General features: G+C 72.7%; 20 protein-coding genes and 1 pseudogene. 9 read left to right on the top strand and 12 right to left on the bottom strand.

Annotated elements, in window-relative coordinates; all coding sequences use genetic code 11:
• Nucleotides 1-380: 380 nt before the first annotated feature.
• Nucleotides 381-1166, bottom strand: a complete 786-nt coding sequence (locus tag ABD946_RS23470) for a hypothetical protein (RefSeq protein ID WP_345286691.1) — start codon at nt 1164-1166, stop codon at nt 381-383.
• Between the two features lie 137 nt (nt 1167-1303).
• The gene (locus ABD946_RS23465; protein ID WP_345286689.1) at nt 1304-2995 is read right to left on the bottom strand and encodes an SH3 domain-containing protein; all 1692 of its coding nucleotides are present in this window, start codon (nt 2993-2995) and stop codon (nt 1304-1306) included.
• A gap of 262 nt (nt 2996-3257) precedes the next feature.
• On the opposite strand from ABD946_RS23465, the gene ABD946_RS23460 reads away from it, so the two are divergent.
• From ABD946_RS23460 to ABD946_RS23450, 3 genes are all read left to right on the top strand, one after another.
• A complete protein-coding gene (locus ABD946_RS23460; RefSeq protein WP_345286687.1) occupies nt 3258-3776 on the top strand; it encodes a DinB family protein in 519 nt (172 codons plus the stop codon).
• A 44-nt stretch (nt 3777-3820) separates the two neighbouring features.
• Complete coding sequence (locus tag ABD946_RS23455; RefSeq protein ID WP_345286685.1) at nt 3821-5500, top strand: DUF885 domain-containing protein; 1680 nt, start codon at nt 3821-3823, stop codon at nt 5498-5500.
• Nucleotides 5501-5706: 206 nt separating this feature from the next.
• On the top strand, nt 5707-6138 hold the full coding sequence (locus tag ABD946_RS23450) for a hypothetical protein (RefSeq protein WP_345286683.1): 432 nt from the start codon (nt 5707-5709) through the stop codon (nt 6136-6138).
• Here ABD946_RS23450 and ABD946_RS23445 read toward each other — a convergent pair.
• Genes ABD946_RS23445 through ABD946_RS23435 form a run of 3 tightly spaced genes read right to left on the bottom strand, consistent with a single transcriptional unit; the run spans nt 6128 to nt 9451 of the window.
• Nucleotides 6128-7708, bottom strand: a complete 1581-nt coding sequence (locus ABD946_RS23445; RefSeq protein WP_345286681.1) for an amylo-alpha-1,6-glucosidase — start codon at nt 7706-7708, stop codon at nt 6128-6130. The genes ABD946_RS23450 and ABD946_RS23445 overlap by 11 nt on opposite strands.
• Before the next feature lie 2 nt (nt 7709-7710).
• Nucleotides 7711-8544 (bottom strand): carbohydrate ABC transporter permease, encoded by an 834-nt coding sequence (locus ABD946_RS23440; RefSeq protein WP_345286679.1) that lies wholly within the window; start codon nt 8542-8544, stop codon nt 7711-7713.
• Nucleotides 8545-8551: 7 nt separating this feature from the next.
• Entirely contained in the window at nt 8552-9451 is a 900-nt protein-coding gene (locus ABD946_RS23435) for a carbohydrate ABC transporter permease (protein ID WP_345286677.1), read from the bottom strand.
• A gap of 128 nt (nt 9452-9579) precedes the next feature.
• Between ABD946_RS23435 and ABD946_RS23430 the strand changes: the two genes are divergently transcribed.
• Entirely contained in the window at nt 9580-10953 is a 1374-nt protein-coding gene (locus tag ABD946_RS23430; protein WP_345286675.1) for an RNA-guided endonuclease InsQ/TnpB family protein, read from the top strand.
• Here the strand turns inward: ABD946_RS23430 and ABD946_RS23425 are convergent.
• From ABD946_RS23425 to ABD946_RS23400, 6 genes are read right to left on the bottom strand one after another with little or no spacing between them, the layout of a single operon-like run.
• Nucleotides 10850-12166: an ABC transporter substrate-binding protein gene (locus ABD946_RS23425; RefSeq protein WP_345286673.1), complete on the bottom strand. Its 1317-nt coding sequence runs from the start codon at nt 12164-12166 to the stop codon at nt 10850-10852. The genes ABD946_RS23430 and ABD946_RS23425 overlap by 104 nt on opposite strands.
• Nucleotides 12167-12213: 47 nt before the next feature.
• Nucleotides 12214-12963, bottom strand: coding sequence for an SDR family NAD(P)-dependent oxidoreductase (locus ABD946_RS23420; RefSeq protein ID WP_345286671.1), 750 nt, complete (start codon nt 12961-12963; stop codon nt 12214-12216).
• Nucleotides 12960-14057 (bottom strand): ATP-NAD kinase family protein, encoded by a 1098-nt coding sequence (locus ABD946_RS23415; protein WP_345286669.1) that lies wholly within the window; start codon nt 14055-14057, stop codon nt 12960-12962. Before ABD946_RS23415 ends, ABD946_RS23420 begins: the two co-directional genes overlap by 4 nt.
• On the bottom strand, nt 14054-15610 hold the full coding sequence (gene gcvPB, locus ABD946_RS23410) for an aminomethyl-transferring glycine dehydrogenase subunit GcvPB (RefSeq protein WP_345286667.1): 1557 nt from the start codon (nt 15608-15610) through the stop codon (nt 14054-14056). The genes ABD946_RS23415 and gcvPB overlap by 4 nt, the downstream gene beginning before the upstream one ends.
• Entirely contained in the window at nt 15607-16968 is a 1362-nt protein-coding gene (gcvPA, locus tag ABD946_RS23405; protein WP_345286665.1) for an aminomethyl-transferring glycine dehydrogenase subunit GcvPA, read from the bottom strand. Before gcvPA ends, gcvPB begins: the two co-directional genes overlap by 4 nt.
• 8 nt (nt 16969-16976) lie before the next feature.
• A complete protein-coding gene (locus ABD946_RS23400) occupies nt 16977-18935 on the bottom strand; it encodes a beta-galactosidase (RefSeq protein WP_345286663.1) in 1959 nt (652 codons plus the stop codon).
• A 107-nt stretch (nt 18936-19042) separates the two neighbouring features.
• Between ABD946_RS23400 and ABD946_RS23395 the strand changes: the two genes are divergently transcribed.
• From ABD946_RS23395 to ABD946_RS23375, 5 genes are all read left to right on the top strand, one after another.
• Nucleotides 19043-19687: a GntR family transcriptional regulator gene (locus ABD946_RS23395; protein WP_345286661.1), complete on the top strand. Its 645-nt coding sequence runs from the start codon at nt 19043-19045 to the stop codon at nt 19685-19687.
• Nucleotides 19688-19833: 146 nt separating this feature from the next.
• Complete coding sequence (locus ABD946_RS23390; protein WP_345286659.1) at nt 19834-22644, top strand: helix-turn-helix transcriptional regulator; 2811 nt, start codon at nt 19834-19836, stop codon at nt 22642-22644.
• Between the two features lie 61 nt (nt 22645-22705).
• Complete coding sequence (locus ABD946_RS23385) at nt 22706-23296, top strand: PadR family transcriptional regulator (RefSeq protein WP_345286657.1); 591 nt, start codon at nt 22706-22708, stop codon at nt 23294-23296.
• 190 nt (nt 23297-23486) lie between these two features.
• A complete protein-coding gene (locus ABD946_RS23380; RefSeq protein ID WP_345286655.1) occupies nt 23487-24674 on the top strand; it encodes an FAD-dependent monooxygenase in 1188 nt (395 codons plus the stop codon).
• Nucleotides 24675-24805: 131 nt separating this feature from the next.
• The gene (locus ABD946_RS23375; protein WP_345286653.1) at nt 24806-25132 is read left to right on the top strand and encodes a ribosomal protein L7/L12; all 327 of its coding nucleotides are present in this window, start codon (nt 24806-24808) and stop codon (nt 25130-25132) included.
• Here the strand turns inward: ABD946_RS23375 and ABD946_RS23370 are convergent.
• Nucleotides 25089-25783 (bottom strand): annotated as a pseudogene (locus tag ABD946_RS23370) (DUF6928 family protein). The gene ABD946_RS23375 and the pseudogene ABD946_RS23370 sit on opposite strands and share 44 nt — an antisense overlap.
• Nucleotides 25784-25849 lie beyond the last annotated feature (66 nt).

The raw sequence follows: 25849 nt of genomic DNA, 5'->3' as shown, positions 1-25849 counted from the left end.
TCCCTCCACGCTCCCACCTTGTCCCGAATCTACTTTCTGTCTTTCTCTCCCCATCCTTTCATCCGTCCGCCCTTCCTTCCACTTATTGCTCTCCTCCCCCTTTCACCCTTTTCTCTTCTCTTCCTTTTCCCTCTTTGCTGCCCGCCACACCGTCTCCTTCCCCCCCCGTCCTTGCTTCTTCTCTCCTTACTTCTGACCCTCTAGTACCTATAACGCCTTTGCTTTTCATACGTCTTCTCCCACCCCACCTTCTTTACACATCACTCCTTTTACTCTCCCCCCTTCTTACCTCCTCTCTCACTCTTACCTCAATTTCTACCTTCCTCCCTCCGTCGTGTACATTGGTCTCTCATCGTTACACCTCTTTCTCCACTCCTCTCTCACCCAACTCGCCTCTTCCTCTCGCTTCCTCCTCTCTTCCTGCGCAGCCGCGACTTCCGCTGAACGAGGGCCGGGGCCCGCTGCGGCCCGGCCGACCGACCGGCCGCGGTCAGGCGTGCTTGACCGGGGGGAAGGCCTCCGCCGGGTTGACGTAGTACTTGCGGACCAACGGGCCGAAGCCGTCCGGCGAGCCGCCGAGGACCATGGCCTTGAGGACCTGGGTGCACTTCGCGTCCGAGTACACCGACACCCTCCCGACGGTGCCGCCGACGGCCCAGGGGATCCAGGCCTTCTGGGTCTCCACTCGTGGCGCTGACGTCCGGGTCGAGCGCCAGGACGAAGCGGCGGCCGCCCGGCTCCTGCCCGGTGGCCAGCAGCACGATCACGTGGAACCCGGAGCGGTCCTTGGTGAGGAACCCGCTCTTGGCCCCGCCCACGTGCCAGGTCGGACCCTTGAGGGTCACCGCGCGGTCGGCGTGCAGGATGCCGCCGATCGCCTCCCACTTCGCCGCGATGTCCGGCGCCACCGCCAGGTCGGCGGGGTTGTACAGCCCCCCGATGCCCGGGCTCAGGCGCTCGCCCAGGTCCTTGGCGCGCTCGCCGCAGAGGCTGTCCAGCATCCCGTTGAAGAACGTGGAGTCGACCGGCATCTGCAGCCACACCTTGGCACGGTCGAGGGCCGTGGCCGCCACCGTGTCGTCGATCGCCTGCGAGAGCCGGTCCCGCAGCGTCGCGATCGCCGGTTCGGTCACGTCCCCGGCCTGCACGTACGCCTGATCCACCATGAGAACTCCCCCTCCGTCAACTCCCCTGCCACCACTATGGCTTGTCCGGCCTGCCACCGACCTCCGAACGGCGAAAGCCGCAGCCCGCGCACCCCAGCCGACGCGGCCTCACCGAAGGCCCACCGTCAGCGGAAGCGTCAGAGGAAGCGGACCTGGGGCGGTTCGCCGGTGGAGACGGAGAGCCGGCCCTGCTGGAGTTGGACGTCGCAGCCGCGGATCAGGACGCCGTACTCCTTGGTGAGCGAGAGGCCGCCCTTGCCCGAGTTGGCGCCGATGCCGCGTTCGAAGGTGACCCACTGCTTGAACTCGTTGATGCCGTGGAAGAGGATCCGGTCGGGGAGGGTGGTGAACAGCCGCTCGCCCTCGTGGCTGAGCTTCATGCCGCCGCCGACGGTGAGCAGGCCCTTCACCGCGGCGCCGTCGGTCTTCAGCTCGTTGAGGTCGGCCGCGCCCGCCGAGACCGTGCCCCAGTCCTGCCCGCCGTCCCGCCGGACGTTGATCCCGGAGCGGGGGAACTCGATCCAGCCGTCCGCCTTGTCGCGGCCCTGCACCCACTTGGTGTTGACCCCGTTGAGGTCGGCCTTGTCGGCGGCGACCACGCCCCACTCCTGGCCGCCGTCCTTGCGGACGTTGATCCCGGCGCCCGGGAAGTCGACCCAGCCGTGGCCGGCCGTGCGGTCGCCGACCCACTTGGTGTCGACCCCGTTCACCTCGACCCGGTCCCCGCCGAGGACGCCCGACTCCTGGCCGCCGTCGCGGTGGACGTTGATCCCGGTGTCGGGGAAGCTGGTCCAGCCATGGCCGGCCGTGCGGTCGCCGACCCACCGGGTGTCGACGCCGTACACCGAGATCTGCTCGGCGGTGACCACGCCCCGGTCCTCGCCGGGGCCGTGCAGGACCTCGATCCCGGAGTCCGGGAAGCGGATCCACCCCGATTCGGTCGTGAGCCCCTTGACCGTCCCGGTGCGCACGTCCCGCGCCTCGACCGTCCCGGCCGACACCGTCCCCCGGCCGCCGGAGCGGTCGTCGACCCGGATGCCGTCCGCCGTGAAGACGGTCCGGCCCCGGTCCTTGCCGCCCTCGATCCACGGGGTGCGCGTGCCGCTCTCGAACTCGGGGACCAGCGCGTGGACCGTGGTGGTGAGGAAGTACCCGTGCTGCGGCTGGCCGTTGAGGCTGGTCCCGGCGATCAGCGTGTACGTGCTGCGCGCGCTTGGGCACCGGGACGGGCGCGGCTCCCGGGGTGGGCCAGAGGTAGGGCTGGTCGACGACCGGCTGGCCGGCCGCCCGCCCCGAGGGCGACCGGCACCGTCTTCCCGTCCGGGAAGCGGATCCAGTAGTCGAGGTTGCTCGGCCCGTCCCACTCCAGCTCGACCTGGGCGCCCTCCGGCAGGAGGGCCAGCCGGGGACGGAAGTTGCGCGGGGTGCGCGGCGCCTGCTTGACCAGCGCCAGCGTGGTGACGAAGACGTCCGTCGGCATGGCCGCCGACCCGTCCCCCGCCGCCGGTCCGCTCGCTGAGCGTCAGCCGGACCAGCCCGCCGCCCGCCGTGACGGGGACGTTCTCCAGCTTCAGGACGAGCGACTGCTGCCCGGGGAAGACCTGCTTGCTGCCGGGCCTGGTGGGGTGCTGGGCGCGGAAGGCCCGGGCGTCCTCGTCCCAGGCGAAGGCCGGGTCCTCCGTGTCCCAGGGCGTGCTCCAGCTCGGGGTGGCGCTCGGCCGGATCGCCGCGCGGTCGTCCGTCAGGTCCTCGGGACCGGAGCCCACCGGGATCGCCAGGTCGACGTACCGCCACTCCACGTCCTCCTGGTGGGTGTTGGAGACGACCACGTACACCGTCCCCCACGGACGGCCTTCCGTCGGAGGACGCCTGGAGGGACGTCGGGTCGGTGAGGATCTCGTAGTGCAGGAGAGACGGCACGGCGGGGACTCCCTACCTCGGATGTGCACACGGTGCGGATGCCAACGGCCCTACTGACAGTAGGAGTTCGCGGCCCACACCGACCTGGCGAACCCGAAGGCCTGGCCCGAACCGCACCTCCTCTGGCCGACCGCCACCCCTTCCGGCCGGCCGGGGTGGCAGACTCGGCCCATGAGCGATCACCTGCCCGAGCCGGACACCCAACTCTCCGACCCCACCGAGCTGTTGCTCGGCTATCTGGACTACTACCGGTCCGCCGTCGACGCCAAGTTCGCCGGCCTGCCGGAGGCAGAGCTGCGCGCCTCCCTGCTCCCCTCCGGCTGGAGCGCGCTGGAACTGCTCAAGCACCTGGCGCACATGGAGCAGCGCTGGATCCGCTGGGCCTTCCAGGGCGAGCGGCTCGCCGCCCCCTGGGGCGACCGCGGCCCGGACGACCGCTGGCGGGTCGGCCCGGAGGAGACCGTCCAGGAGCTGCTCGCCGCCCTGCACGCAGGCGGGGAGCACACCCGCAAGGTGGTCACGGGCACCCCGCTGGCCACCCATGCCACCCCGGGCGGCCGCTTCCCGGACGACGGGACGCCGCTGCCCACCCTGGGCTGGATCCTCTTCCACGTCCTCCAGGAGTACGCCCGCCACGCCGGCCACCTGGACGTCGTCCGCGAGCTGACCGACGGCCGCACCGGGGAGTAGCGGAACGGCCGGACGGCCGGGGAGAGTTGGGCGAGGATGGCGGCATGGCAGACGAAACGATCACCACCGCCCGCGCCATCGCCGACCGCCACCTCGACCGGGTGGCCACCCAGGATCCGCTGGTGGCCGCCTGGTTGGGGCTCCACCCCGGGGACGACCGGCAGCCGGACCTCTCCCCGGAGGGCTTCGAGGACCGGGCCGACAGCGCCCGGCACACCCTGGCCGCCCTGGCCGCGGCCCCCGCCCCCTCCACTCCTGCGGACCGCAACTGCGCGGGCCTCCTCCGGGACCGCCTCTCCGCCGAACTGGCCCTGCACGAAGCCGGGGAGAACTACCGTCAGCTCCGCAACATCGGCGCCCACGTCCACCAGGTGCGCGACGTCTTCACCTTCATGCCCACCGCCACGGAGGAGGACTGGGCCGTGGTGGCCGGCCGGCTGCGCACGCTGCCCGGCGCACTCGACGGCTACCGCGCCACCCTCGGCGAGGGGATCTCCCGGGGCCTGCTCGCCGCACCCCGGCAGGCCGGCTCGGTGGTCGAACAGCTCACCGCCTGGACCGGGGAGGCCACCGGCTCCGACGGCTGGTTCGCCGACTTCGTCGCACCGGCCCCGGAGCGGCTGGGCGAGGAGCTGACGGAGGCGGCCCGTGCGGCCACCGCAGCCGTCGCCGGGTTCCGCGACTGGCTGCGCGACACCTACGCGCCGGCCACCGAGGGCACGCCGGACGCCGTCGGCCGGGAGCGCTACCGCCTGGCGGTCCGTCACCACGCGGGCGCGGACCTCGACCTGGACGAGGCGTACGCCTGGGCCTGGGCGGAGTTCCACCGGACGGCCGCCGAGATGCGGGCCGAGGCCGCGCGGGTGCTGCCAGGCGCCGGGGTCCTGGAGGCGGTGGACCACCTGCACCGGCACGGCCACGCGGTCGAGGGCGAGGAGGCGGTCCGGGAGTGGCTCCAGCAGGTGATGGAGGAGGCGGTCACCGCGCTGGACGGGACCCACTTCGACATCACCGGACCGCTGCGCCGGGTGGAGTCCCACCTGGCCCCGGCCGGCAGCGCCGCCGCCCCGTTCTACTCCGCACCCAGCCTGGACTTCAGCCGCCCGGGCCGGACCTACCTGCCCACCCTGGGCCGGACGGTCTTCCCGACCTGGCACCTCGTCACCACCTGGTACCACGAGGGCGTCCCGGGCCACCACCTCCAACTCGCCCGGTGGACCGAGCTGGCCGGCGAGCTGAGCCGCTACCAGACCACCTACGGGCGGGTGAGCGCCAACATCGAGGGCTGGGCGCTGTACGCGGAGCGGCTGATGGACGAGCTCGGCTTCTTCGAGGACCCGGCGCACCGGCTCGGATTCCTGGACGAGCAGATGCTGCGCACCATCCGGGTGATCATCGACATCGGCATGCACCTGGGCCTCACGATCCCCGCCGACTCGGGCTTCCACCCCGGCGAGCGGTGGACGCCGGAGCTGGCGACCGCGTTCATGGCCGCGCACAGCGGCACCCCGGCCGGGAAGCGGGACAGCGAGATCGTCCGCTACCTCGGCTGGCCTGGCCAGGCCATCGGCTACAAGCTCGGCGAGCGGGTCTGGCTCCGGGGCCGGGAGGAGGCCCGCCGCCGGCAGGGCGCGGCCTTCGACCTCAAGGCCTGGCACACCGCGGTGCTCTCCCAGGGCTCGCTCGGCCTGGACGACCTCGCGCAGCAGCTCGGCACCCTCTAGACCGAACCGGCCCGCCCAGCCAGCACCGGCCCGACCCACCCCGGCCAGAACCGCCCAGCACCGGTCCGCCCAGCACCGGTCCGCCCCGCCGTCCGACCCGGCCCCCGTCGGACGGCGGGCCGGACCAGGACCAGGGGGTGACGTGGTCCACCGGGCCGGGTGCGAAAGTATGACGAAATGCACCGAAGAGAACGCCAGGAGACATCATGACCGAACCGGACCTGCCCCCGGTCGCCGCGAGCCTGCCCGAGGCCGTGCGCGTGGCCCTGGCCGGAACCCCGGCCGGTGCCGCGACGGTCCGGCTGCCCGCCGGTCTGCCGGAGGTCGCCGTGGCCCAGCCGGAGCTGGACCGTCTCCTCACCGTCCTCGTCGAGCAGGCGCTGCGCCGCAACCCGCCGTGGGCGAAGGCCTCCGTCACCGCCTACCGGACCGGAGCGGGCGAGACCGAGGTCCGGATCGCCGACGGCGGCCCGGCCGTCCCGGACGAGGCGATGTACTGGGCCTTCGCCCAGGGCCACCTCCGGGACGCCGGCTGGGCGGCCCTGCGCGAGACCCCCGGCCTGCGCTTCGCCGTCGAGAACACCGGTGCCGGCCGCACGGTGGTGCTCACCCTCCCCCTCGTGGCGGTCACGGTCTGACCGACCCGCCCGCCGCGAGGTCCACGAACAGTGCCGCCGACCAGCCGAAGCCGCTGGTGGCGCGCGGGGCGCGGGCGCCGGTCAGCGGGTTCCAGTACTCGTAGAGGCCGCCCGCGTCCCGGACCATGGCCAGGGTGCGGCGGCGCAGCTCCGCCGCCGTCCCGGCGAAGCCGGAGCGCTCCAGCCCCTCCGCCAGCAGGTAGTTGACGTTCAGCCAGACCGGTCCGCGCCACATCGCGTCGGGGTCGAAGGCCGGGTCGTCGAAGGCCACGGTGGGCACGGGGTACCGGCCCCAGTAGGAGGGCGAGCGCAGGGTCCGTTCCAGCTGCGCCGCCACCGCCCCCGGGAGCCGCCCGGTGAAGAGCGGCATCAGGTCGAGCGCGGTGCGCACCCGTACCGGCGCCCCGTCGGACAGGGTGCGGAAGCCGCTGCCGTCCCAGCGCCTGGCGAGCATCGACTCCAGGTGCGCGGAGGCCCGTTCGCGCCAGCGGGCGGCCTCCCCGGCCAGGCCGATCGCCTCGGCGATGTCGGCCAGCCGGTCGGCCTGGTGGATCAGGTAGGAGTTGAGGTCCGGGGGTTCGGCGCGCGGGCCGTAGTCCCAGACGGGGCTGTCGTCGAGGCCGGAGGAGTACGGGTGGAGGTACTCGGGCAGGCCGTCGCCGTCCGGGTCCGAGGCGGTGAACCACCACTCGTGGGCGCGGACCAGCTTGGGGTAGACCTCGGCGAGGAACTCCCGGTCCGGGTCGGCCCGGTGGACCTTCCAGACCGCCCAGGCGGTGAGCGGGGGCTTGGTCACCGGCACCGGGCCGGCCGGCATCCCCGTTCCGTTGGCCCGGCCGACGTGCTCGCCCAACCGGGCCAGGTCGGACCGGGGCAGGTCCGTGGTCTCCGCCAGGACGCCGAAATCGTGCACCACGTCGGGCAGTTGACCATCCGGCAACTGATGGTCGAGGAGCAGCAGGATCTGGTCCCGGGCCAGCGCCGGCGAGGCGTGTCGGAGGGCGACGGCGTGGAAGAGCGCGTCCCAGTTCCACACGCCCAGGTAACCGTACTTGGAGGGGACCAGCCCCTCCCTGCCGCCGATCGGGAGCAGGTTGACGGCCAGCGTCCACCAGGCCATCCGGGTCCGCTCCGCCAACTCCTCCGGCACCTCGGGCATCAGCGCGAACCACTCCGCCCAACGCCGCCCGGCCGCCGCCCGGACCCGGTCGGCCGCCCACTCCCCCTCCGGGCCCACCAGGACGTGGCACCCGGTCAGTTCGACCGAGCGTGCCGTCCCCCCGGGCAGCCGCCAGGAGGCCGACCCGCCCTGCCCGGCGAGCACCAGCGTGGACGGATCGGCGAACAGCAGCTCGGCCCCGCCCTCGAACCGCACCGCCACCGGGTCCGCCGAGACCACGGGCAGCGCCCGCCCCCCGGCGTCCCGGACCACCAGCCGGGACAGCTCCACCGCCAGCGGCGCCTCGTACTCGGCCCGGGCCACCCTCAGCCCGTCCTCCTCCAGGAGCACCAGTAGCCGCGAGCCCCGTTCGGTGAACGGCCGCTCCACCAGGTCCAGTTCCACGTACACGCTCAGCGCCCCCCGAGGCCGGACTCGGCCATGCTGTTGAGGATCTTGCGCTGACCGATCAGGAAGGCGATCAGCATCGGCAGCACCGTCATCGCCGACAGCGCGGCGGTCAGCCCGTAGTCCAGGCCGCCCTTGGCGGAGTTGAAGGAGTCCAACAGCAGCGGCACGGTGAAGAGTTCGGGGCTGTTGAGGAAGATCAGCGGGAAGAAGTAGCTGTTCCAGCTGCCCAGGAAGACGATGATGCCCAGCGTCCAGAGCCCCGGCCGGATGTTGGGCAGGATGATCCGCCAGAAGATGGTCCACCGGCCCGCCCCGTCGATCCGGGCGGCGTCCTCCAGCTCGACCGGGACGGCCCGGATGAACTGCCGCAGCAGGAACACCGCGAACGGGTTGGCGATCGCCGGCAGGATCAAGGCCAGGTGGGAGTCGATGAGCTGGAGCTTGGCCAGCATGATGTAGAGCGGCACCACGATGACCTGGGAGGGCACCATCTGGGTGGCCAGGAAGAGCCCGAAGACCGGGCCCGAGCCGCGGAACGGGATCCGGGCGAAGGCGTAGGCCGCCATGGCGCCGGTGAGCAGGGTGGCCACCACGGTCACGGCTGCGATGTACATGCTGTTCCAGTAGGCCTGCCCGAGCGGGACGGCCCGCAGCACGTCGGCGTAGTTCTCCGGCCGCCACGGGTCGGGCAGCCAGGCCAGCGGTTCGTTGATCATCTGCTGCACCCCCTTGAAGGAGGTGAGCAGCATCCAGACGAACGGGAAGATCATCAGCAGGCCGCCGAGGGTGAGGCCCACGTGCAGCAGTACCTGCTTGCGGAAGCGGAGCGTCGTCATCGCGGCCTCACGACTCGTAGTGGACGAAGCGCTTCTGCGCCTTGAACTGGAGGGCCGTCACCAACAGCGTCAGCACCAGCAGGAGCAGCGCCGCCGCACTGGAGAGCCCGAAGTGGAACTCCCGGAAGCCCTGTTGGTAGACCTTGTAGACGATGGTCTGGGCGCCCTCGTTGTGGTCCGGGTTCACCAGTACGTAGACCAGGTCGAAGGCCTGGAAGGAGCTGATCACCGAGACCACGACCGTGAAGAAGACGGTCGGCGAGAGCAGCGGCAGGGTGACGGAGCGCAGGGTCTGCCAGGGGCCTGCGCCGTCGATCCGGGCCGCCTCCAGCAGGTTGGCGGGGATGGTGGCGAGCCCGGCCAGGAAGATCACCACGTTCAGCCCCAGCGAGGACCAGACGGTGACCACCGCGATGGCGGGGACCACCCAGACCGGGTCTTCCAGCCAGTTCGGCAGGGTGACCCCGAGCAGCTGGTGCGCGGTGCCGTTCAGGATGCCGTCGGTGCCGCTGCCCAGGATGATCTGCCACAGCACCGAGACGGCGACCGAACTGGTCACCACCGGAAGGAAGTAGACCACCCGGTAGACCGTCCGGCCGCGCACCCCGTGCAGGGCGAGCGCCAGCAGCAGCGCCAGCACCAGCCCGCCCGGCACGGTGATCAGGCCGATCTTGACGGTGTTCCAGACCGCCTTGCCGAAGTACGGATCGGTGAGCAGGGCACCGTAGTTGTCGAAGCCGACCCAGCTCGCGTCGCCCAGCCCGTTCCAGTCCAGGAAGGAGAGCACCACGGCGAAGCCCAGCGGACCGACCAGGAAGACCAGCAGGCCCAGGAGTTGGGGCCCCAGGAAGAGCAGGGCCCACCGGCGATCCCGCCGCCGCCAGAGCGGCTCCGTGAAGGCGCTCACCGAATTCGCCCCGGGACCAAGGTCAGCAAGGGGACGAATGACCCCTTGGTGCGACGGGCGAAGCGGCCGAGCGGCCTTCGGAGGCTCGGACGTGAGCAGTTGTCAGTGGCTCCTGGTAGATACGTTCTGTGCACCTGAGATACTCCTATCGCGTCTATCCGACGGTTGGTCAGTGCGCGGCGCTGGCACGTACCTTCGGGTGCGCGCGGGTGGTGTACAACGACGCACTCGCGGCACGGAAGGAAGCTCGGAAGAACGGGCAGCCCTATCCGAAGAGCACCGACTTGCAGAAGTTGGTGATCACAGCGGCGAAGAAGACTCCGGAGCGGGCATGGCTCGCGTCGGTCGGTGTCGATCCGCTGATCCAGTCCCTGCGGGACCTGGACACCGCGTACCGGAACTTCTTCGACTCCGTGACGGGCAATCGGGCAGGACGGCCGGTCGGGTTGCCCCGGTTCAAGTCCCGCAAGCACAAACGGCAGTCGCTGCGGTTCACCCGCAACGGGTTCCGCATCCGCGGCAACGGAAAGCTGCACCTGGCGAAGATCGGTGACCTGCGGGTGCGGTGGTCCAGGGCGCTGCCCACCGTCCCGTCGTCCGTGACGTTGATCCTCGACCCTTCCGGCCGGTACCACGTCAGCTTCGTCGTGGACGTGGAGCCGGACCGGCTTCCCGAGCTTGACACCGAGGTCGGCATCGACCTCGGTCTGACCACCTACGCCGTCCTGTCCGACGGAACCGTGATCGACAACCCGCGATTCCTGCGCAAGGCCGAGAAGCGGTTGAGGGCCGCGCAGCGACAACTGTCCCGAAAGGCCACGGGATCGAAGAACCGGGCCAAGGCTCGGCTCAAGGTCGCCAAGGCACACATCAGGGTGGCCGACACCCGCGCCGACTGGATGCACAGACAGACCACCCGGATCATCCGCGAGAACCAAGCGGTCTACCTGGAGGATCTGAACGTGTACGGCCTCGCCCGAAGTCGCCTGGCCAAGTCCGTCCACGACGCCGGGTGGTCCACCTTCCGGCGCCTGCTCGAAGAAAAGGCCGCCCGGTACGGCCGGCATGTCGGTGTCGTCGGCCGGTTCGAACCGACCTCTCAGGTGTGTTCGGCGTGCGGTGCGCTGGACGGGTCGAAGCCGTTGAGCGTCCGCTCGTGGACCTGTGAGGCGTGCGGTGTGCTGCACGATCGGGACCTCAATGCTGCTCGTAACATCCTGGCCGCCGGGCAGGCGGACAGGCTAAACGCCTGTGGAGGGCCGGTAGGACCCGGCGCGGCAATCCCGCGCCGGGCACGGCCCGTCGAAACAGGAACCCATCGGAACGCCGGTCGGACAGGGCTTGCGCCCCGTACTGCGGGCGCGGCCGGAATCCCCGCGCTTCGGCGCGGGGAGGATGTCAACCCTGCTTGCCCTTCATGCCGTCGACCAAGGTCTGCAGCTGGGTCATCCCCTCATCCAGGCCCGCCTTGCCCTCCCAGATCTTCATCAGCTGGTCGTTGATGGCCTTGGTCAGACCCGGAACGGCCACCTCCTCCGGGTAGTTGGCGAAGCCGTTGTCCCGGGCGTCCAGGAAGGTCTTCACGTGGGCGGGGTAGTTCCCCTCCGTCACCAGCTCGTCCGCGCCCTTGACCGAGGGGACGGCGGTGCCGCCCTTGAGCCGCAGTGCCTGGCCCTCCTTGGAGACGAACTCGGTGAGGAAGGTGAACGCCTCCTTCGGGTGCGCGCTGTCCTTGTTGACGGCCAGGTAGGAGGCGGCCACCGCGCTCGGGATCGGCTTCCCGTCCACCGAGGGGAACGGCACGATGTCGTAGTTGGCCAGGTCGCCGCCCTTCTTGACGCTCTCGGCCACCCAGCGCCCGCCCGCGTAGAAGCCGGCCTTGTGCTTGACGAACTGGGTGCCCGGGCCGTTGCCCTCCGGCAGCAGGTCGGCCGAGGCGAAGGTCTTGTCCTTGTAGCCGTCGGCCAGCACCTTGAAGGCCTGACGGGCCTTCGGGTCGCTCGGCGCGACGAACTTCCCGCCGTCCCAGACCTTGCCGCCGAAGCCGTTCACCAGGCTGTAGGTGGAGCCGTACCAGTTCCAGAAGATCGAGCCGTACTTGTCGGCCGCCTTGAGCTTGGCGTTCATGTCGAGGTAGGTGGCCATGGTCCACTTCCCGGCCTGGCTGAGCGCCGCCGGGTCCTCGGTGATGCCGGCCTCGGCCAGCGCCTTCTTGTCGTACCAGAGCACCTCGGGGTTGGTGTCGTTGGGCACGCCGTAGGTGACGCCGCCCTTCTTCGCCCCGCCGTAGATGCCCTCGAAGAAGTCGGCGGGCTTGCTCCTGCTGTCCGGTCCGGCCAACTGCTGGTCCAGCGGGGCGAGTACGCCGTCCGCGACCAGCTTGCCGATGAAGTCGTCGCCGACGTAGAAGACGTCGGGGGCCGTCTTCGAGGTGAGCTGGGTGAGCAGCTTGGGGTTGTAGTCCTCGTAGGAGGCGACCGGCTCGAACTTGAGGGTGATGTTCGGGTGCTTCTTGGTGAAGTCGTCGGTGAAGGCCTTGAAGACGTCCAGGTCCTCGGCCGAACCCCAGGTGGACCAGCGGATGGTGACCTTGCCGTCCTTGGAGTCGGAGGATCCCAGGGCGCCCGAGCCGCCGGAGCCGCTGCACGCGGACACGGTGAGCGCGGTGGTGACGGCGATGGCGAGCAGTGCGGTTCTTCTGCTGAACACGGACATCGGTGCTCCCGATCGTGGGGGGGTGTTGAGGGTGGGTGGAGCGAGGTTCAGGCGAGGCCGCCGCCGTCCACCAGGAGGGCGGAGCCGGTCATGTAGCTGCTGGCGTCACTGGCCAGGAAGAGCACCGCGTTGGCGATCTCCTCGGGCGTCCCGGCCCGTCCCATCGGCCGGTCGTGCGCGTCCTTCTCGAACACCGCCCACTCCTCCTGGAGTTGGCGGGCCTCCTCGCGCAGCATCGGGGTCTCGGTGTCGCCGGGGTTGACCGAGTTGACCCGGATGCCGGCCGCCGCGTGGTCAATCGCCAGAGCGCGCGTCATGTTGACCACGGCGGCCTTGGAGGCGCAGTAGACCAGCGCCTGGGCGCCGCCCTTCATGCCCCAGCCGGAGCCGGTGTTGACGATGGAGCCGCCCTCGGTCATGGCCGGGATGGCGAAGCGGCACATCAGGTAGACCGAGCGGACGTTGACCGCCATCACCAGGTCCCAGTCGTCCACGCCGATCTCCAGCGCGGTCTGGCGGCGGGTGATCCCGGCGTTGTTGAAGAGCACGTGCAGCCCGCCGTAGGTCTCCACCGCGATGGTGACGACCCGTCGGCAGTCGGTCTCCGAGGAGACGTCGGCCCGCACCGCGGTGGCCCGGCCGCCGGCCGCCTCGATCTCGCGGACCACCGCGGTGGCGTCCGCCAGGTCGGCGATCACCACGGCCGCGCCCTCGGCGGCGAACAGCTTGGCGGTGGCCCGCCCGATCCCGGAGGCCCCGCCGGTGACGATCGCGACCTTGTTCTGCAGGGTGTTCATAGATCCTCACTTGCTGACTGGATGCGGTACACCACGGATTCGCGGTGTCCGGTGACCACCCGGGCCGGGCCGCTGAGCGCGGCGTCGGCCAGCGGGTCCCCGCTGTCGACGAGCAGCGGGCGGCCGCCGAGCGCGGCGAGCTTCTGCTGGGTGGCGAGCACGGTGATCCCGGCCAGCCGCTCCAGCACCCGCGGGCTGAACTGCTGGTTGCCCCGCCCGATCACGAAGCCCTGCCCCCCGATGACGGAGAGCACCGCGTACGTGACCTGTGACATGGCATGGGTGAGCAAGGTCTGCTCGGTGACGTCACGGGCGAGCAGCTCCCCGTCCCGGACCAGGTCCACGCCCAGGGGCGTGAGCTCCAGACCCAGTTGACGCCCCACCTCCAGTGTGGTGGCGCCCGGCCCGAGGGCGTACGAGACCCCCGGAGCCATTCCCGCCACCACCGCGCGGGCCACCGACTCCACCGAGCCGGGCGGCGCGGCGGAGGAGCCGGTCTTGCGCCCGCTTAGCTTGGCCCGGGCGGCGGGCACCCGGAGCGTCCCGTACAGCCGGGCCCCGAGCCGGCCGGCCCGGTGGGCCTCCTCGTCCAGGTCGACCACCTCGGCCTCCAGCGTCCGCCCGTCGTACCCGGCCGCCGTCACCCCGGCGGCGAACGGGCTGACGGCGAAGCAGCCGGAGTACACCTTCACTCCGGCCGGGACGCCGAGCACCGCCCCGACGGGCCCGGCGTCCAGCACGTCCCGGGCGGTGCCGTCCCCGCCCGCGAAGAGCAGCAGGTCCACCCCGGCCAGGGCGGCCACCGCCGCCCGGGTGTCCGCCGCGCCGGTCAACTCGCCCACCTCGAACGCCACTTCGTGCGGAATCCCGGCAGCCCGGGCACTCTCCTCCCCCATCGCGCCGGCCGCCGTGCGGACCAGCACGCCCGGCCGCCTCGCGTGCAGCGCCCGCAGCGCGGCCGCCGCCCTCTCCCCGGCCCGGGGCACCGCCCCCAGCGCCAGCGCCCTGGCCTGCACCCCGGCGCCGTCGCTGCCCTTGAGCGCGACCGCGCCGCCGAGCCCGGCCACCGGGTTGACCACCAGGCCGACGATCACCGCCGGTGCTTCCGCAGGTAGGCGCGCCAGGTCGGGGCCCACTGCTCCGGGTCGTCCAGGCAGCTGCCGTCGATCCGGTGCACGGTCTGCCGGTAGGGCGCTCCCTTGACGAACTCCGGGTCGGTGCGCGCCTCTTCGGCCACGTGGGCGAGCACGGCGGCGTACTCGTCCAGGTCCTCCCGGGAGTACGACTCGGTGGGCTCCAGGGTGAACGGCTCGGGCACCACGTAGGGGTGGTGGCTGGTCCAGTAGTGCAGCCCGAAGTCGGCGGCCCGGATGCCGATCTCCTCGGAGTGCACGCCGGTCTCCTCCGCCAGCTCCTGCCAGGAGTAGCGGACCTGCTCGACCCGGCGCCGCTCGGGCCACGGGACGGAGGCGCCGGGGATCTGCTTCACCTTGTGCAGCAGGTAGTTGTTGTTGAGCACCGCGGTCTCGGCCACCTCGCGCAGGCCCTCGGCACCCAGCGCCATCACCCAGGCGTAGGCCCGCACCACGTTGGGCGTCACGCCGAGGAAGGGCCGGATCTTGCCGACGCTGCTCTCCGGGGTGGTGAGCCGGTACTCCTCGCCGACCCGGTCGACGACCGGGCCCGGCAGGAAGGGCACCAGGGCCTCGGACGCCCCGCAGGCACCGGCCGCCGGGCCGCCGCAGGCGTGCGGGGTGGAGAAGGTCTTGTGCAGGTTGAAGTGGCAGAGGTCGAAGCCGGCCTCCCGGGCCCGGGTGATGCCCAGGATGCCGTTGGCGTTGGCCTGGTCGTAGCAGGCCAACCCCCCTGCCGCGTGGACGAGTTCGACGAACTCGCGGATCTTCGGGTTGAAGATCCCGGTGTCCTCGGGGTTGGTGATCAGCAGCGCGGCGGTGCGCGGGCCGACGGCGGCGCGCAGCGACTCGACGTCCGGGTAGCCGTCGGCGTCCGGCATCAGGGTGATCACCTCGTACCCGGCCACCTTGGCGCAGGCCGCGTTCGAGGGGTGCGAGAACATGGTGGTGATCACCTGGTCCCGCTGCCCCGCCTCGCCCCGGGAGGCGTGGTAGGCGCGGATCATCGCGATGTTGGCGTAGATCGCCGCCGATCCGGCCCCGGGCTGCAGCGAGACCCGGGCCATGCCCGAGACCTCCTTGAGGATCTGCTCCAGCCGCCAGTACACCTCCAGCACGCCCTGCACCGTGGACTCCGGCTGGAGCGGGTGCAGTTCGGCCACCTTCGGGTCCCGCACGAAGGTGTCGTTCACCTTCGGGCTGTACTTCATGGTGCAGGTGCCCTGGCCCACGTCGATGTTGAAGTCGGCGCCCAGGGTCTCCTGGGAGAGCCGGAACCAGTGCCGGACCACCTGGTTCTGCGAGAGCTCCGGCAGTGCGGGCGGGGTCTCTCGCCGTACGCCGTCCGGGAGTTCGACCAGCGGCGCACCGGGGGCCGGGACGCCGATGCCGCGCCGACCGGGCCGGGACAGCTCGAAGACGATCTCCTCGTCCCAGCGCGCCTGGTGGAAGCGGCGCAGTGCGGGCTTGGGCGCCACCGGGAGGGAGGCGAAGGACTCTCCGTGCGAGCTCACCGGGTACCTCCGGAGGTGGCCAGGGCGTCCTTGACGGCCGCCGCGAGGATGTCGATGTCGGCGATGGCGTGCCGCTCGGTGACGCAGACCAGCAGCTCGCGCGGCCCGAGCCGGACACCGCCGAGGACGCCCCGCTCCAGCAGGGCGGCCAGCAGCGCGTCGGCGTCCGGCACCTCGATCGCGAACTCCCGGAAGTGGATGGCCTCCTGGTGGCGCACCACCGCCCCGGCACCGGCCAGCGCGGTCATCGCGTACCGGGTGCGGGCCAGCACCGTCTCACCCAGCTCGCGCATCCCCTGCGGGCCCATCAGCGCCAGGTAGACCCCGGCGGTGATGCCCCACAGCGCGGCGGCGGTGCCGACCCACTCCTTGCCCTCCTCGCGCAGCGCGAAGGAGGTGCGGTCGTAGAAGACGTCGCCGAAGCCGTACTCGCCCTCCACCGCCGTCGGCGCGATGCCGAACAGGCGGGACGGGTACTCGGCCACCAGCCGCTGCTCGTCCCGGCTGGCGATGAAGCCGGCCTGGCCGCCGCCGTACTGCTGGTGCATGCCCAGCGACTGGATGTCCCCGCAGACCAGGTCGGCCCCGTAGCTCGCGGGCGGGGCCAGCACACCGAGCGAGACCGGGTCCGTGCCGACCACCAACAGCGCACCCACCGCGTGGGCCTGCTCGGCGAGTTGGCGGCCCTTGGTCTCCACCACGCCGTAGACGTTCGGGGTCTCCAGGTAGAGCGCCGCGAAGCTCTCGTCGAGGGTGAGCTCCCCGAGCTCGCCGGAGTCGGCGACCGGGGCGAGCACCACGTCAAGGTCGGGCGCCAGGTAGTCGCGGATCTTGGCCAGCTTGTCGGCGGCCACCGCACCGCTGACCAGCACCCGGCTCCGCCCGGTGTAGCGCGCGGCCATCCGCAGCGCCGTCCCGGCGGCCTGGTAACCGTCGTAGGTGGGGACGTTGACCACGTCCATCTCCAGCAGCTCGGCCATCAGCGAGACGTACTCGAAGAGGGCCTGGAAGCGGCCGTGGTCCTCGTAGGGCTCGCCCGCGTAGGCGGTGAGGAACTCGCCGCGGCCGTTCACCTCGTCGCAGACCGCGGGGACGTGGTGCGGGTAGCAGCCGTGGCCGAGGAAGCTCAGCAGCTCGGTGGTGTCGGCGTTGCGGGCCAGCAGGCCGCGGACGTGCCGCACCAGGCCCTGCTCGTCGGCGAAGGGCTCGGGCAGATCCAGCGGGCGGGCCAGCCGCAGCTCGGCGGGGATGTCGCCGTAGAACTCGGCCACGTCCGCGGCGCCGATCTCGGCGAGCATCGCCGCCCGGGCCTCGGGCCCGGCGTTGGGTATGTAGGGGTGGCTCATGGGGTGGCTCATCTCGCTCCTCAAGAGTGCTTGAGCACCACGGCGTCGTGCGCCGCGATGACGACGGTGCCGCTCAGCTGACGCCCGGTCAGCAGGTCGACGCCGTCGGTGGGCAGGCTCACGGTGGCCGGCTCGGCCCCGTGGTTGAGCAGGAACAGGTGGCCGTCGCGGCGGCAGAGTTCGACGCCCTCGGGCAGCTCGGTGCCGGTGACCCCGGCGGCGGCCAGCACCGCGTCGAGGAAGGGCGCCGGGTCCTCCGGCAGGCAGCTCAGGTAGGTGGCGGTGCCGTTCCGGGTGACAGCCGGGCGGCCGTCCAGCGGGCCGCCCCGGTAGCGGGCGAGCACCTCGGCGCCCTCGGTCTCCAGCCACTCGGTCCAGGTCGAGGCGGTGAGCCCTCGGCCGTCGGCGGTCTCGACCCGCTGGACCTCACCGTCCGGCAGCGGCCAGAACTCCTCCACCCGCACTCCGAGCAGCTCCCGCAGCGGTCCGGGCGCCCCGCCCGGGTGCACCTGGTCGTCCGCGTCCACCACGCCGCTGAACGGGCCGACCACCAACTGGCCCCGGAACGACGCCAGGTTGGCGGCCTGCTCCTCCGTGCAGAGGTAGAGGTTGGGCGCGATGACCACCCGGTAGCCGTTCAGGTCCCGCCCCGGCGGGGTGAGGTCCACCGCGATGCCCCGGGCGTGCAGCGGCGCGTACCAGGCCAGCAGGAGCTGATGCAGCTTCAGCCGGTTCGACGGCAGCGACTCCGGGGCCTCCAGGCCCCACCAGCTGTCCCAGTCCAGCACCAGCGCGACCTCGGCCCGGGTCTCCGTGCCGGCCACCCCGGCGAGCCTCCGCACGTCCGCGCCGAGCGCCACCGTCTCCCGCCACTGCCGGGTACCGGTGCCGCCGTGCGGCAGCATCGCCGAGTGGAACTTCTCCGGGCCGTACCTGGCCTGGCGCCACTGGAAGAACATCACCCCGTCCGAGCCGTGCGCCAGCGCCTGCAGGCTGTGCAGTCGCATCACGCCCGGCGCCTTCGGCACGTTTACCTCGCGCCAACTCACCGCGCCGGGCGCCGACTCCAGCAGCAGCCAGGGCTGCCGCTTGAGCGAGCGCATCAGGTCGTAGCTGAGCGCGACCTTGACGTGCGCCCTCGGGTCGGCCGGGTCCGGGTAGGCGTCGTCGGTGACCAGGTCCTCGGCCGCCGCCCACTTCCAGTAGTCCAGGTCGCGCAGCACGCTCATGAAGTTGGTGGTCACCGGGACGTCCGGGGTGACCTCCTTGAGCACCGCGCGCTCGGCCTCGAAGCAGGCCAGCAGCGCGTCGCTGGAGAACCGCCGCCAGTCCAGCAGCTGGGCCGGGTTGACCGGGCCCGGTGCCTTGCGAGGCGGCTCCAGCTGACCCCAGTCGGTGTAGTGCTGTCCCCAACAGGACGTCCCCCAGGCTGCGTTGAGCCCGTCCAGGGTGGTGTACCGGGCGCGCAGCCAGCTCCGGAAGTCACGGGCGGACTCCTCGCAGAAGCACTCGGTGGTGTGGTCGGCGTACTCGTTCCCGACGTGCCACATCACCAGCGCGGGGTGGTCCGCGTACCGCTCCGCCACGGCCCTGGCCAGCCGGACGGCGGCCGCCCGGAAGACCGGCGAGGAGGGGCAGTACCCCTGCCGGGACCCGAACTCCAAGCGGGTGCCGGCCGCGTCCTGCGGCCGCACCTCGGGGTGGAGCCGGACCAGCCAGGGCGGCGGGGTGGCGGTCGCGGTGGCCAGGTCGGCCGCGACGCCGTGCTCGTGCAGCAGGTCGAGCACCCGGTCCAGCCAGCCGAACTCGTAGACGCCGGGCGCCGGTTCGAGGCGCGACCAGGAGAAGACGGCGACGGTGGCCACGTTCACCCCCGCCTCAGCCATCAGCCGGACGTCCTCCTCCCAGACCTCCTCCGGCCACTGCTCGGGGTTGTAGTCGCCCCCGTAGAGCAGCCCCGGGACACGCGTCAGGCCCATGGATCCGACTCCCCCTCCGGCCATCCGAATTTTGTATTCAGAATACTTAGTTCAGTACTCTGCATTCGGTCAAGGGCTATGCTGAGATCCGACCGACAGGAGGCACGATGGCGATCGAACGCCGTCCGCTGCGCGAGCAGATCCGCGACGAACTGATGGAGCGGCTGACCCGTGGTGAGTTCGCCGCCGGCACCGACGTCAACGAGGCCGTCCTGGCAGCCGAGTTGGGGGTGAGCCGGACCCCGCTGCGGGAGGCCCTGATCACCCTCGCCGGCGAGGGCGTACTGGAGAGCAACCAGGGCCGCGGCTTCCGCTTCGCCCCGGTCAGCCGCCGCGAGTTCCGCGAACTGGTCGCCATCGTCGCCGCGTTGGAGTCCCTGGCACTGGAGTCCTCCGCCCCCGACTACCTCGCCGCGACCGCCCCGCGCCTGCTGGAGCTCGCCCAGGGCTTCCCCGACGCGATGGCCGAACACGCCGTGGTCGACCGCCTCGACGACGAGTGGCACGGCCTGCTCCTCGGCGGCTGCCCCAACGGCCGCCTGCTCGACCTGCTCTCCCGGGTCAAGGCCGGCATGCGCCGCTACGAGAACCTCGTCATCCCCGAGGACCAGCCCGTCGCCCGCCAGTCCGAGGAGCACTGCGAGATCGCCCGCCGCCTCCTCGACGGCGACCTCCCCGCCGCCACCACCGCCCTGCGCGCCAACTGGGTCAACGGCATGGAGCGCATGCTCGCCCACATCCCCGAGGACTGACCGCCGCCCCGCCCCACCACCCCCGCGCCGCGGCCACCCAGAAAACTCCGGCGGGCCACGGAACTTTCCTCCGAGCAGCCTGGGGGAGACGGCGCCGCACTAGGGTGGGCGCCCGTGCCGGTGCGGTCCGGACCAGGGAGGATGCCGTGCGCCCAGGCAAGTCCGTCGAGACCCCCACGCCACTCGTCGGACGGGAGGAGCTGTTCGCCGAGCTGACCGCCGCGCTGGCCGAGCCACCCGGGATCGTGGTGCTGACCGGACCGGCCGGGGCCGGGCGGAGCGCGGTGGTGGGCGAGCTGGCCCGGCGGCCGCTGCCCGGCGGCCGGCCGGTGCTGACCGGCCGGTGCGGCGGGGGCGGCCGGGGCTTCCCGCTCGGGGCGGTGGTGGACGCGCTCGCCCCCGCCGCCGAGCTGCTGCTCGGCGCCGCCCTGCCGCCGGTGACCGGGGCGCTGCACGGCCTGCTGCCGGAGCTCTCCGGACAGCTGCCCCCTCCCCCGCCCTCCGCCGAACTCCACCTGGTGTTCCGGGGGTTGACCGCCCTGCTGGCCGAGCTCCGACCCGTCCTGGTGATCGAGGACCTGCACGCCGCAGACCCCCTGACGGTCCGTCTCCTGCGCCACCTGGCGGCCCGCCCGCCCGCCACCACCCGTCTGGTACTGACCAGCCGCCGCTCCCCCGCCGCCGAACTGACCCTGGCCGGCATCCTCGCCGAGGCCCGCTGCCCGGTCACCGAACTGCCCGTCGAACCGCTCACCCCCGCCCAACTCGCCCTGCTGCCCGGCCACTCCGGCGCCCCGCTCGCCGAGGTGCTGCGCCGGACCGCCGGCCTCCCCGGCCTGGCCACCGCCCTGCTGGCCGGCCCGCCGGCCGCACTGCCCGACTCGCTCCCCCCGGCCGCCCGCCGCGAACTGCTCGGCCGCTTCTCCGAACTGACAGCTACCGCCCAGCAGTTGGTACGGGCGGCGGCCGTCCTCGACTCCCCCGTCACCGCCGCCACGCTGGCCGCCGTCGCCGGGCTCACCCCCGCCGAGTCCGCTGCCGCCCTGCCGCTCGCCACCGAGGCCGGACTGCTGGCCGACCACCCCGACGGCACCGTCGCCCCCTCCCACCCACTGGCCCGGGCCGCCGCCGCCGAACTCACCGCCCCGGAGCACCGCCGCCGGCTCCACCTGCGCGCCGCCCGCCGGCTCCGCACCGGCCCCGACCGCGCCCCGCTGGCCGAACTCGCCCGCCACCACCGGCTGGCCGCCTCCCCGCTGTGGCCCCAGTACGCCGAAGCCGCGGCCGACGAGGCCGCCAGGGCCGGGCGCGGAGCGGAGGCCGTCGAACTGCTCGACGCGGCGGCCCGCGCCGCCACCGGCGGGCGGCGGGCCCGGCTGGCCCTCAAGCTCAGCCGGGCCGCCCTCACCGGGCGCCCGGGCCCGGGGACGGTCCCGTTCCTGCACGAGGTGCTGGCCGAGCAGCCCGCACCCACCGCCCTCCGGGGCGAACTGCGGCTCAACACCGGCATGCTGCTGCGCAACCAGGCCGGGGCCGGGGCCGCCGGGCGGGAGGAGATCGCCGAGGCGATCCCCGACCTGACCGGGCGGCCCGAGCTGGCCGCCCGGGCGATGTCGGCGCTGGCGATCCCCTCGGTGAGCGGCTGGCCGTTCCGCCGCCACCTCCAATGGCTCGACCGCTCGCAGGAGTTGGCCACCGCCATCGGCGACGCCGACACCCGGATCGCGGTCCAGGCCAACCGGGTCAGCACCCTGATGTTCATCGCCGATCCGGCGGCCTGGACCGCCGTCCAGGAGCTGCCCGCCGAAGCGGCCTCCCCCGCCGCCCGCCTCCACCTCACCCGGGCCAACGCCAACCTGGCGCACGCCTGCGTGGTGCTCGGCCATCCGCACGCCGCCGCCCGCTTCCTGGCCCGGGTCGACGAGCTGCTCGCCGAGGGCGCCGACAGCCCCTACTACCGCGGTCTCGCCCACACCGCCCGGCTCCTCCTCGACTGGACCGGCGGCCGCTGGGAAGACCTCGACGCCCGGGCCGCCGCCGCGGCCGCGGACTACGCCGACCTCCCCGACCTGGCCGCCGAGGCCACCCTGCTGCGCGGCCTGCACGCCTTGGCCGCCGGCCGCACCGGCACCGCCCGGCAGTACCTGACCCAGGCCCAGCACACCGTCCGTCAGGACACCGGCATGGTCACCGCCGCCGCCGCCGGAGCCCTGGCCCGCCTCGAACTGGCCGCCGGCCGACCCTCCCGCGCCTGGGCGCACACCCGCCCCGCCCTCGACGCGCTGCGCCGGATCGAGGCCTGGGTCTGGGCCTCGGAGCTCGTCCCCGCCGCCGTCCAGTCCCTCGCCGCGCTCGGCGACCTCCCGGCCGCCCGCGCCCTGACCGCCGAGTTCACCGCCGGACTCGCCGACCGCGACGCCCCCGGCGCCCTGGCCGCCCTCGCCACCTGCCGCGCACTGCTCCCCACCTCCCCCGAGCACGGCACCGAACACGGCACCGAGCCCGAGCCCGGCACCGACCCCGGCACCGACCTCTGGACCGAGGCCGAGCACGCCTGGGCCGCCGCCGACCGCCCCTACGAGCAGGCCCGCGCCCGCCTCGCCCGCGGCCGCCGCTCGCTGACCACCGGTCAGGACGCCGCCCCCGACCTGCTCGCCGCCCTCGACCGCTTCACCGCCCTCGGCGCCACCTGGGACACCACCCTCATCCGCACCCTGCTGCGCGACCACGGCATCACCCCGCCGACCCGGGGCGGCCGCCGACCCTACGGCGACACCCTCTCCCCCCGTGAGCGCGAGATCGCCGAACTCGCCGCCACCGGCCTGCGCAACGCCGAGATCGCCGAACGCCTCGTCCTCTCCCACCGCACCGTCGAGCACCACGTCGCCAACGCCATGCGCAAGCTCTCGGTCCCCTCCCGCGCCGCGCTGGCCCCTGCGCTCACCGCCGAGGGGTGACGCGGGCCCTTCCGCGCCCTATAGTCGTAGACGAGTACTCGTAGACGACTATGGAGCTGTGGTGAAGCGGCGCAAGGTTTCCAACCTCCTGGGGCTGGCGGTGCTCTCGACGCTGCTGGAGCGGCCGATGCACCCCTACGAGGTGGCCACGGTGCTGCGCTCGCGGGAGAAGGAGGCCGACATGGACATCAAGATCGGCTCCCTCTACACCGTGGTGAACAACCTCGCCCGGCACGGCTTCATCGAGGCCGCGGAGTCCGGCCGGGAGGGTGCCCTGCCCGAGCGGACGGTCTACCGGATCACCGGCGCCGGCCGCGATGAACTCGTCGACTGGGTACGGGAGTTGATCTCCGCCCCGGAGCCGGAGCCCCGGCGCTTCAAGGCCGGCCTGTCGGTCTTTGCGGTGCTGGGTCCCGACCAGGCGGTGGACCTGCTGCAGGAGCGCCTGACGGCGCTGGAGCGGGGCACCGAGGCGCTGCGCGCGGCCCTGGCCGAGCACTCCGCCTTCGTGCCGCGGCTGTTCCTGGTCGAGGACGAGTACGAGATCGCCATGCGCGAGGCCGAGCAGGCGTGGGTCCGCGCACTGCTCCAGGAGTTGACGTCCGGTTCGTTCCCCGGCCTGGCCGACTGGAGGGGCTGGGAGACCGGATGAGCAAGTGGGCCCGGCGCGGTGTTGCAGCACCGCGCCGGGCCCGTCGTATCCCGAGACCGCCCACCTGGGTGGGAGAGACCGGCCGCGAGACGGCAACGGCAACACTAGCCGGACTCTCCACCAGGGCGGTACACCACGCCCCGGCGCGCACGACCGCCGAGGGCGCCGTCCGCTTGGAGAGAAGGCAGACATGAGCAAGGTACGGAGCGCGCTGGTCATCGGCGGCGGCATCGCCGGCCCGGTGACGGCGATGGCGCTGCACAAGGCCGGCATCGACGCGACCGTGTACGAGGCCTACCCGACCCCCACCGAGGGCGTCGGCGGCACCCTGGCCCTGGCCCCCAACGGCCAGGCCGCACTCGAACTCCTCGGCCTCGCCGAGGAGGTGAGGGCGGTCGGCCTGCCGATCGTCGGCACCGCGATGGCCTTCGGGCACAAGAAGATCGACATCCCGCAGCTGGACGGCGTCGCCCCGCCGCTCCAGGTCCACCGGAACGACCTGCACCGCATCCTGTCCACGGCCGCCGGCGCACAGGGCATCCGCGTCGAGCACGGCAAGCGCCTGGCCGCCGCCGAGCAGGACGGTGCCGGAGTCACCGCGCACTTCGCGGACGGCAGCAGCGCCCGGGCGGACCTGCTGATCGGCGCCGACGGCGTCCACTCCACGGTGCGCACGCTGATCGACCCGGCCGCACCCGGCCCCCGCTTCACCGGCGTGCTCGGCTTCGAGGCCTCGGTCGAGCACCCCGCGCCCGGGCCGGCCGGCCTCACCCACTTCACCTTCGGCCGGCACGCCTACTACCTCTACTGGCGCGAGGCCGACGGCCGCACCCGCGTCGGCTTCAACCTGCCGCACGCCGCCCCGATGCGCCTGAGCGAGGCCCGCGAGGTCCCGGCCGAGCAGTGGCTGCGGATCCTGCGCGACACCTACGGACAGGACGTCCCCGGCGGCGCCTTCCTCGACGCACTCGAACCGGGCCGGCTGCACGCCAACGGATCGGTCTGGATCATGCCGCCCGTCCCGCACTGGCACCGCGGCCGGATGGTCCTGGTCGGTGACGCCGTCCACGCCCCGTCCAACAGCTCCGGCCAGGGCGCCTCGCTGGCGATCGAGAGCGCGGTCGAACTGGCCCGCGCCCTCCGGGACCTCCCCCTCGACCGGGCCCTGCCCGCCTACACCGCCACCCGCCGCCCCCGGGTCGAGAAGATCGCCGCCCAAGCCATGCGGGTCAACCACGTCAAGGCCCCCGGCCGCCTGACAGCCGCCGCCATGCCGATCCTGATGCGCCTCCTCATGAGAGTCGCCATGAACCCCGAACGCACCTTCGGCCCGACCCTCCGTCACACCATCGACTGGGACCGACCCGTCACCCCCTGACCCTGCCCCGGCCCTCCCACCCGGGAGGGCCGCCGGGGGTCGGGCGGCCGGCCCGCGCAGTCGTCACGGCCGGGCGCCCGCTGCGGAAAACCGTTGGGCTGCCCGCAGCGGTCGCGCCTACCGTGGCGGGCATGACCGACGAGACCGTCTACGCCACGCTCGTCTGCGACGACGTCCCGCACGACCTCGTCCTGCTGGACGTCGGCCCCGCCCCGCTGGCGGTCGCGAAGGCGTACCAGCTGATGACGGGCCTCGGCCTGTGGCGCGCGAAGCAGGCCGTGACGGCTCCGCCACCGGTCCTGCTCCTCGAGTGCCTCCTCGAGGAGGACGCCCACGCGCTGGCCGCGCGGCTGACCGAGGCGGGCGCCTCAGCCGCCGCCGTGCTGTCGACCAGGGGCCGGGACGCCGCCTTGGTCACGGCAGCGGCCGCTCCACCAAGGTCCCGTCCGGGCCCATGACGTAGGTCTTCGGCGGGGGCATCGCCGCCACCCGGGCCCGGATCGCGGCCTCCAGGGCGGCGCGGTCCGGGGCCTGCGGGTCCTGTCGGCGGAAGCCGTGCAGGTGGATGTCGTCGGGGTCGAGGTCGCCTGGCTCGGGGCGGCCCTCCATGACGAAGCCGCAGAGCGCCCGGAGCGCCTCCTCCCCGAGCTCCAGCGGATGGAACGTCAGGGGGTAGGCCCGCTCCGGCGCATCCGCGATCCTCAGGCGCTCGACCGGGTGCTCCCCCGCCCAGAAGGGGTGTTCGAACGAGAGCCGCTCGCCGATGTCCTCGATGATCCCGCCGTCCGGGGAGAGGCCCAGCGAACGGACCAGCCGGCCGTCCTCCCACACCGCGAAGGCCAGCCAGTCCACCACGCTGTGCATCGCGTGCAGCACCAGCCGCCGCCCGGCGGAGGCCGCCACCAGCTCGGCCGGCAGCTGCGAGGGCCGGTCCAGCATCACCCGCTGGTCGCCGACCAGCTCCACTCCGGGCCAGCTGGCCGCGTACGCGGAGCCGTTGGGCGGGTAGACCCCCTCCCACAGCGTCGCCCCCCGGCCTCCTCGATCTCCCAGCCCGGGTACAGCCGCCGCACCAGGGCAGCCGTCCGCTCAGGATCGGCCTCGCCCACGCCCTTCAGCAGGCCCGGCACCTCTCCGTCCGCGTACACCAGCAGACCGGTCTTGGCTCCCACGCG

Origin of the sequence: Kitasatospora albolonga, from assembly GCF_039535905.1 — a bacterium.
GTDB lineage: Bacteria > Actinomycetota > Actinomycetes > Streptomycetales > Streptomycetaceae > Kitasatospora > Kitasatospora albolonga.
This window is presented reverse-complemented; position numbering and strand designations above follow the sequence as displayed.

Excerpts from the sequence above, each read along its gene's own strand:
- ABD946_RS23470 (WP_345286691.1), bottom strand. The coding sequence starts at position 1,166 with ATGGTGGATCAGGCGTACGTGCAGGCCGGGGACGTGACCGAACCGGCG.
- ABD946_RS23460 (WP_345286687.1), top strand. The coding sequence starts at position 3,258 with ATGAGCGATCACCTGCCCGAGCCGGACACCCAACTCTCCGACCCCACC.
- ABD946_RS23455 (WP_345286685.1), top strand. The coding sequence starts at position 3,821 with ATGGCAGACGAAACGATCACCACCGCCCGCGCCATCGCCGACCGCCAC.
- ABD946_RS23450 (WP_345286683.1), top strand. The coding sequence starts at position 5,707 with ATGACCGAACCGGACCTGCCCCCGGTCGCCGCGAGCCTGCCCGAGGCC.
- ABD946_RS23440 (WP_345286679.1), bottom strand. The coding sequence starts at position 8,544 with ATGACGACGCTCCGCTTCCGCAAGCAGGTACTGCTGCACGTGGGCCTC.
- ABD946_RS23425 (WP_345286673.1), bottom strand. The coding sequence starts at position 12,166 with ATGTCCGTGTTCAGCAGAAGAACCGCACTGCTCGCCATCGCCGTCACC.
- ABD946_RS23420 (WP_345286671.1), bottom strand. The coding sequence starts at position 12,963 with ATGAACACCCTGCAGAACAAGGTCGCGATCGTCACCGGCGGGGCCTCC.
- gcvPA (WP_345286665.1), bottom strand. The coding sequence starts at position 16,968 with ATGAGCCACCCCATGAGCCACCCCTACATACCCAACGCCGGGCCCGAG.
- ABD946_RS23400 (WP_345286663.1), bottom strand. The coding sequence starts at position 18,935 with ATGGGCCTGACGCGTGTCCCGGGGCTGCTCTACGGGGGCGACTACAAC.
- ABD946_RS23395 (WP_345286661.1), top strand. The coding sequence starts at position 19,043 with ATGGCGATCGAACGCCGTCCGCTGCGCGAGCAGATCCGCGACGAACTG.
- ABD946_RS23380 (WP_345286655.1), top strand. The coding sequence starts at position 23,487 with ATGAGCAAGGTACGGAGCGCGCTGGTCATCGGCGGCGGCATCGCCGGC.
- ABD946_RS23375 (WP_345286653.1), top strand. The coding sequence starts at position 24,806 with ATGACCGACGAGACCGTCTACGCCACGCTCGTCTGCGACGACGTCCCG.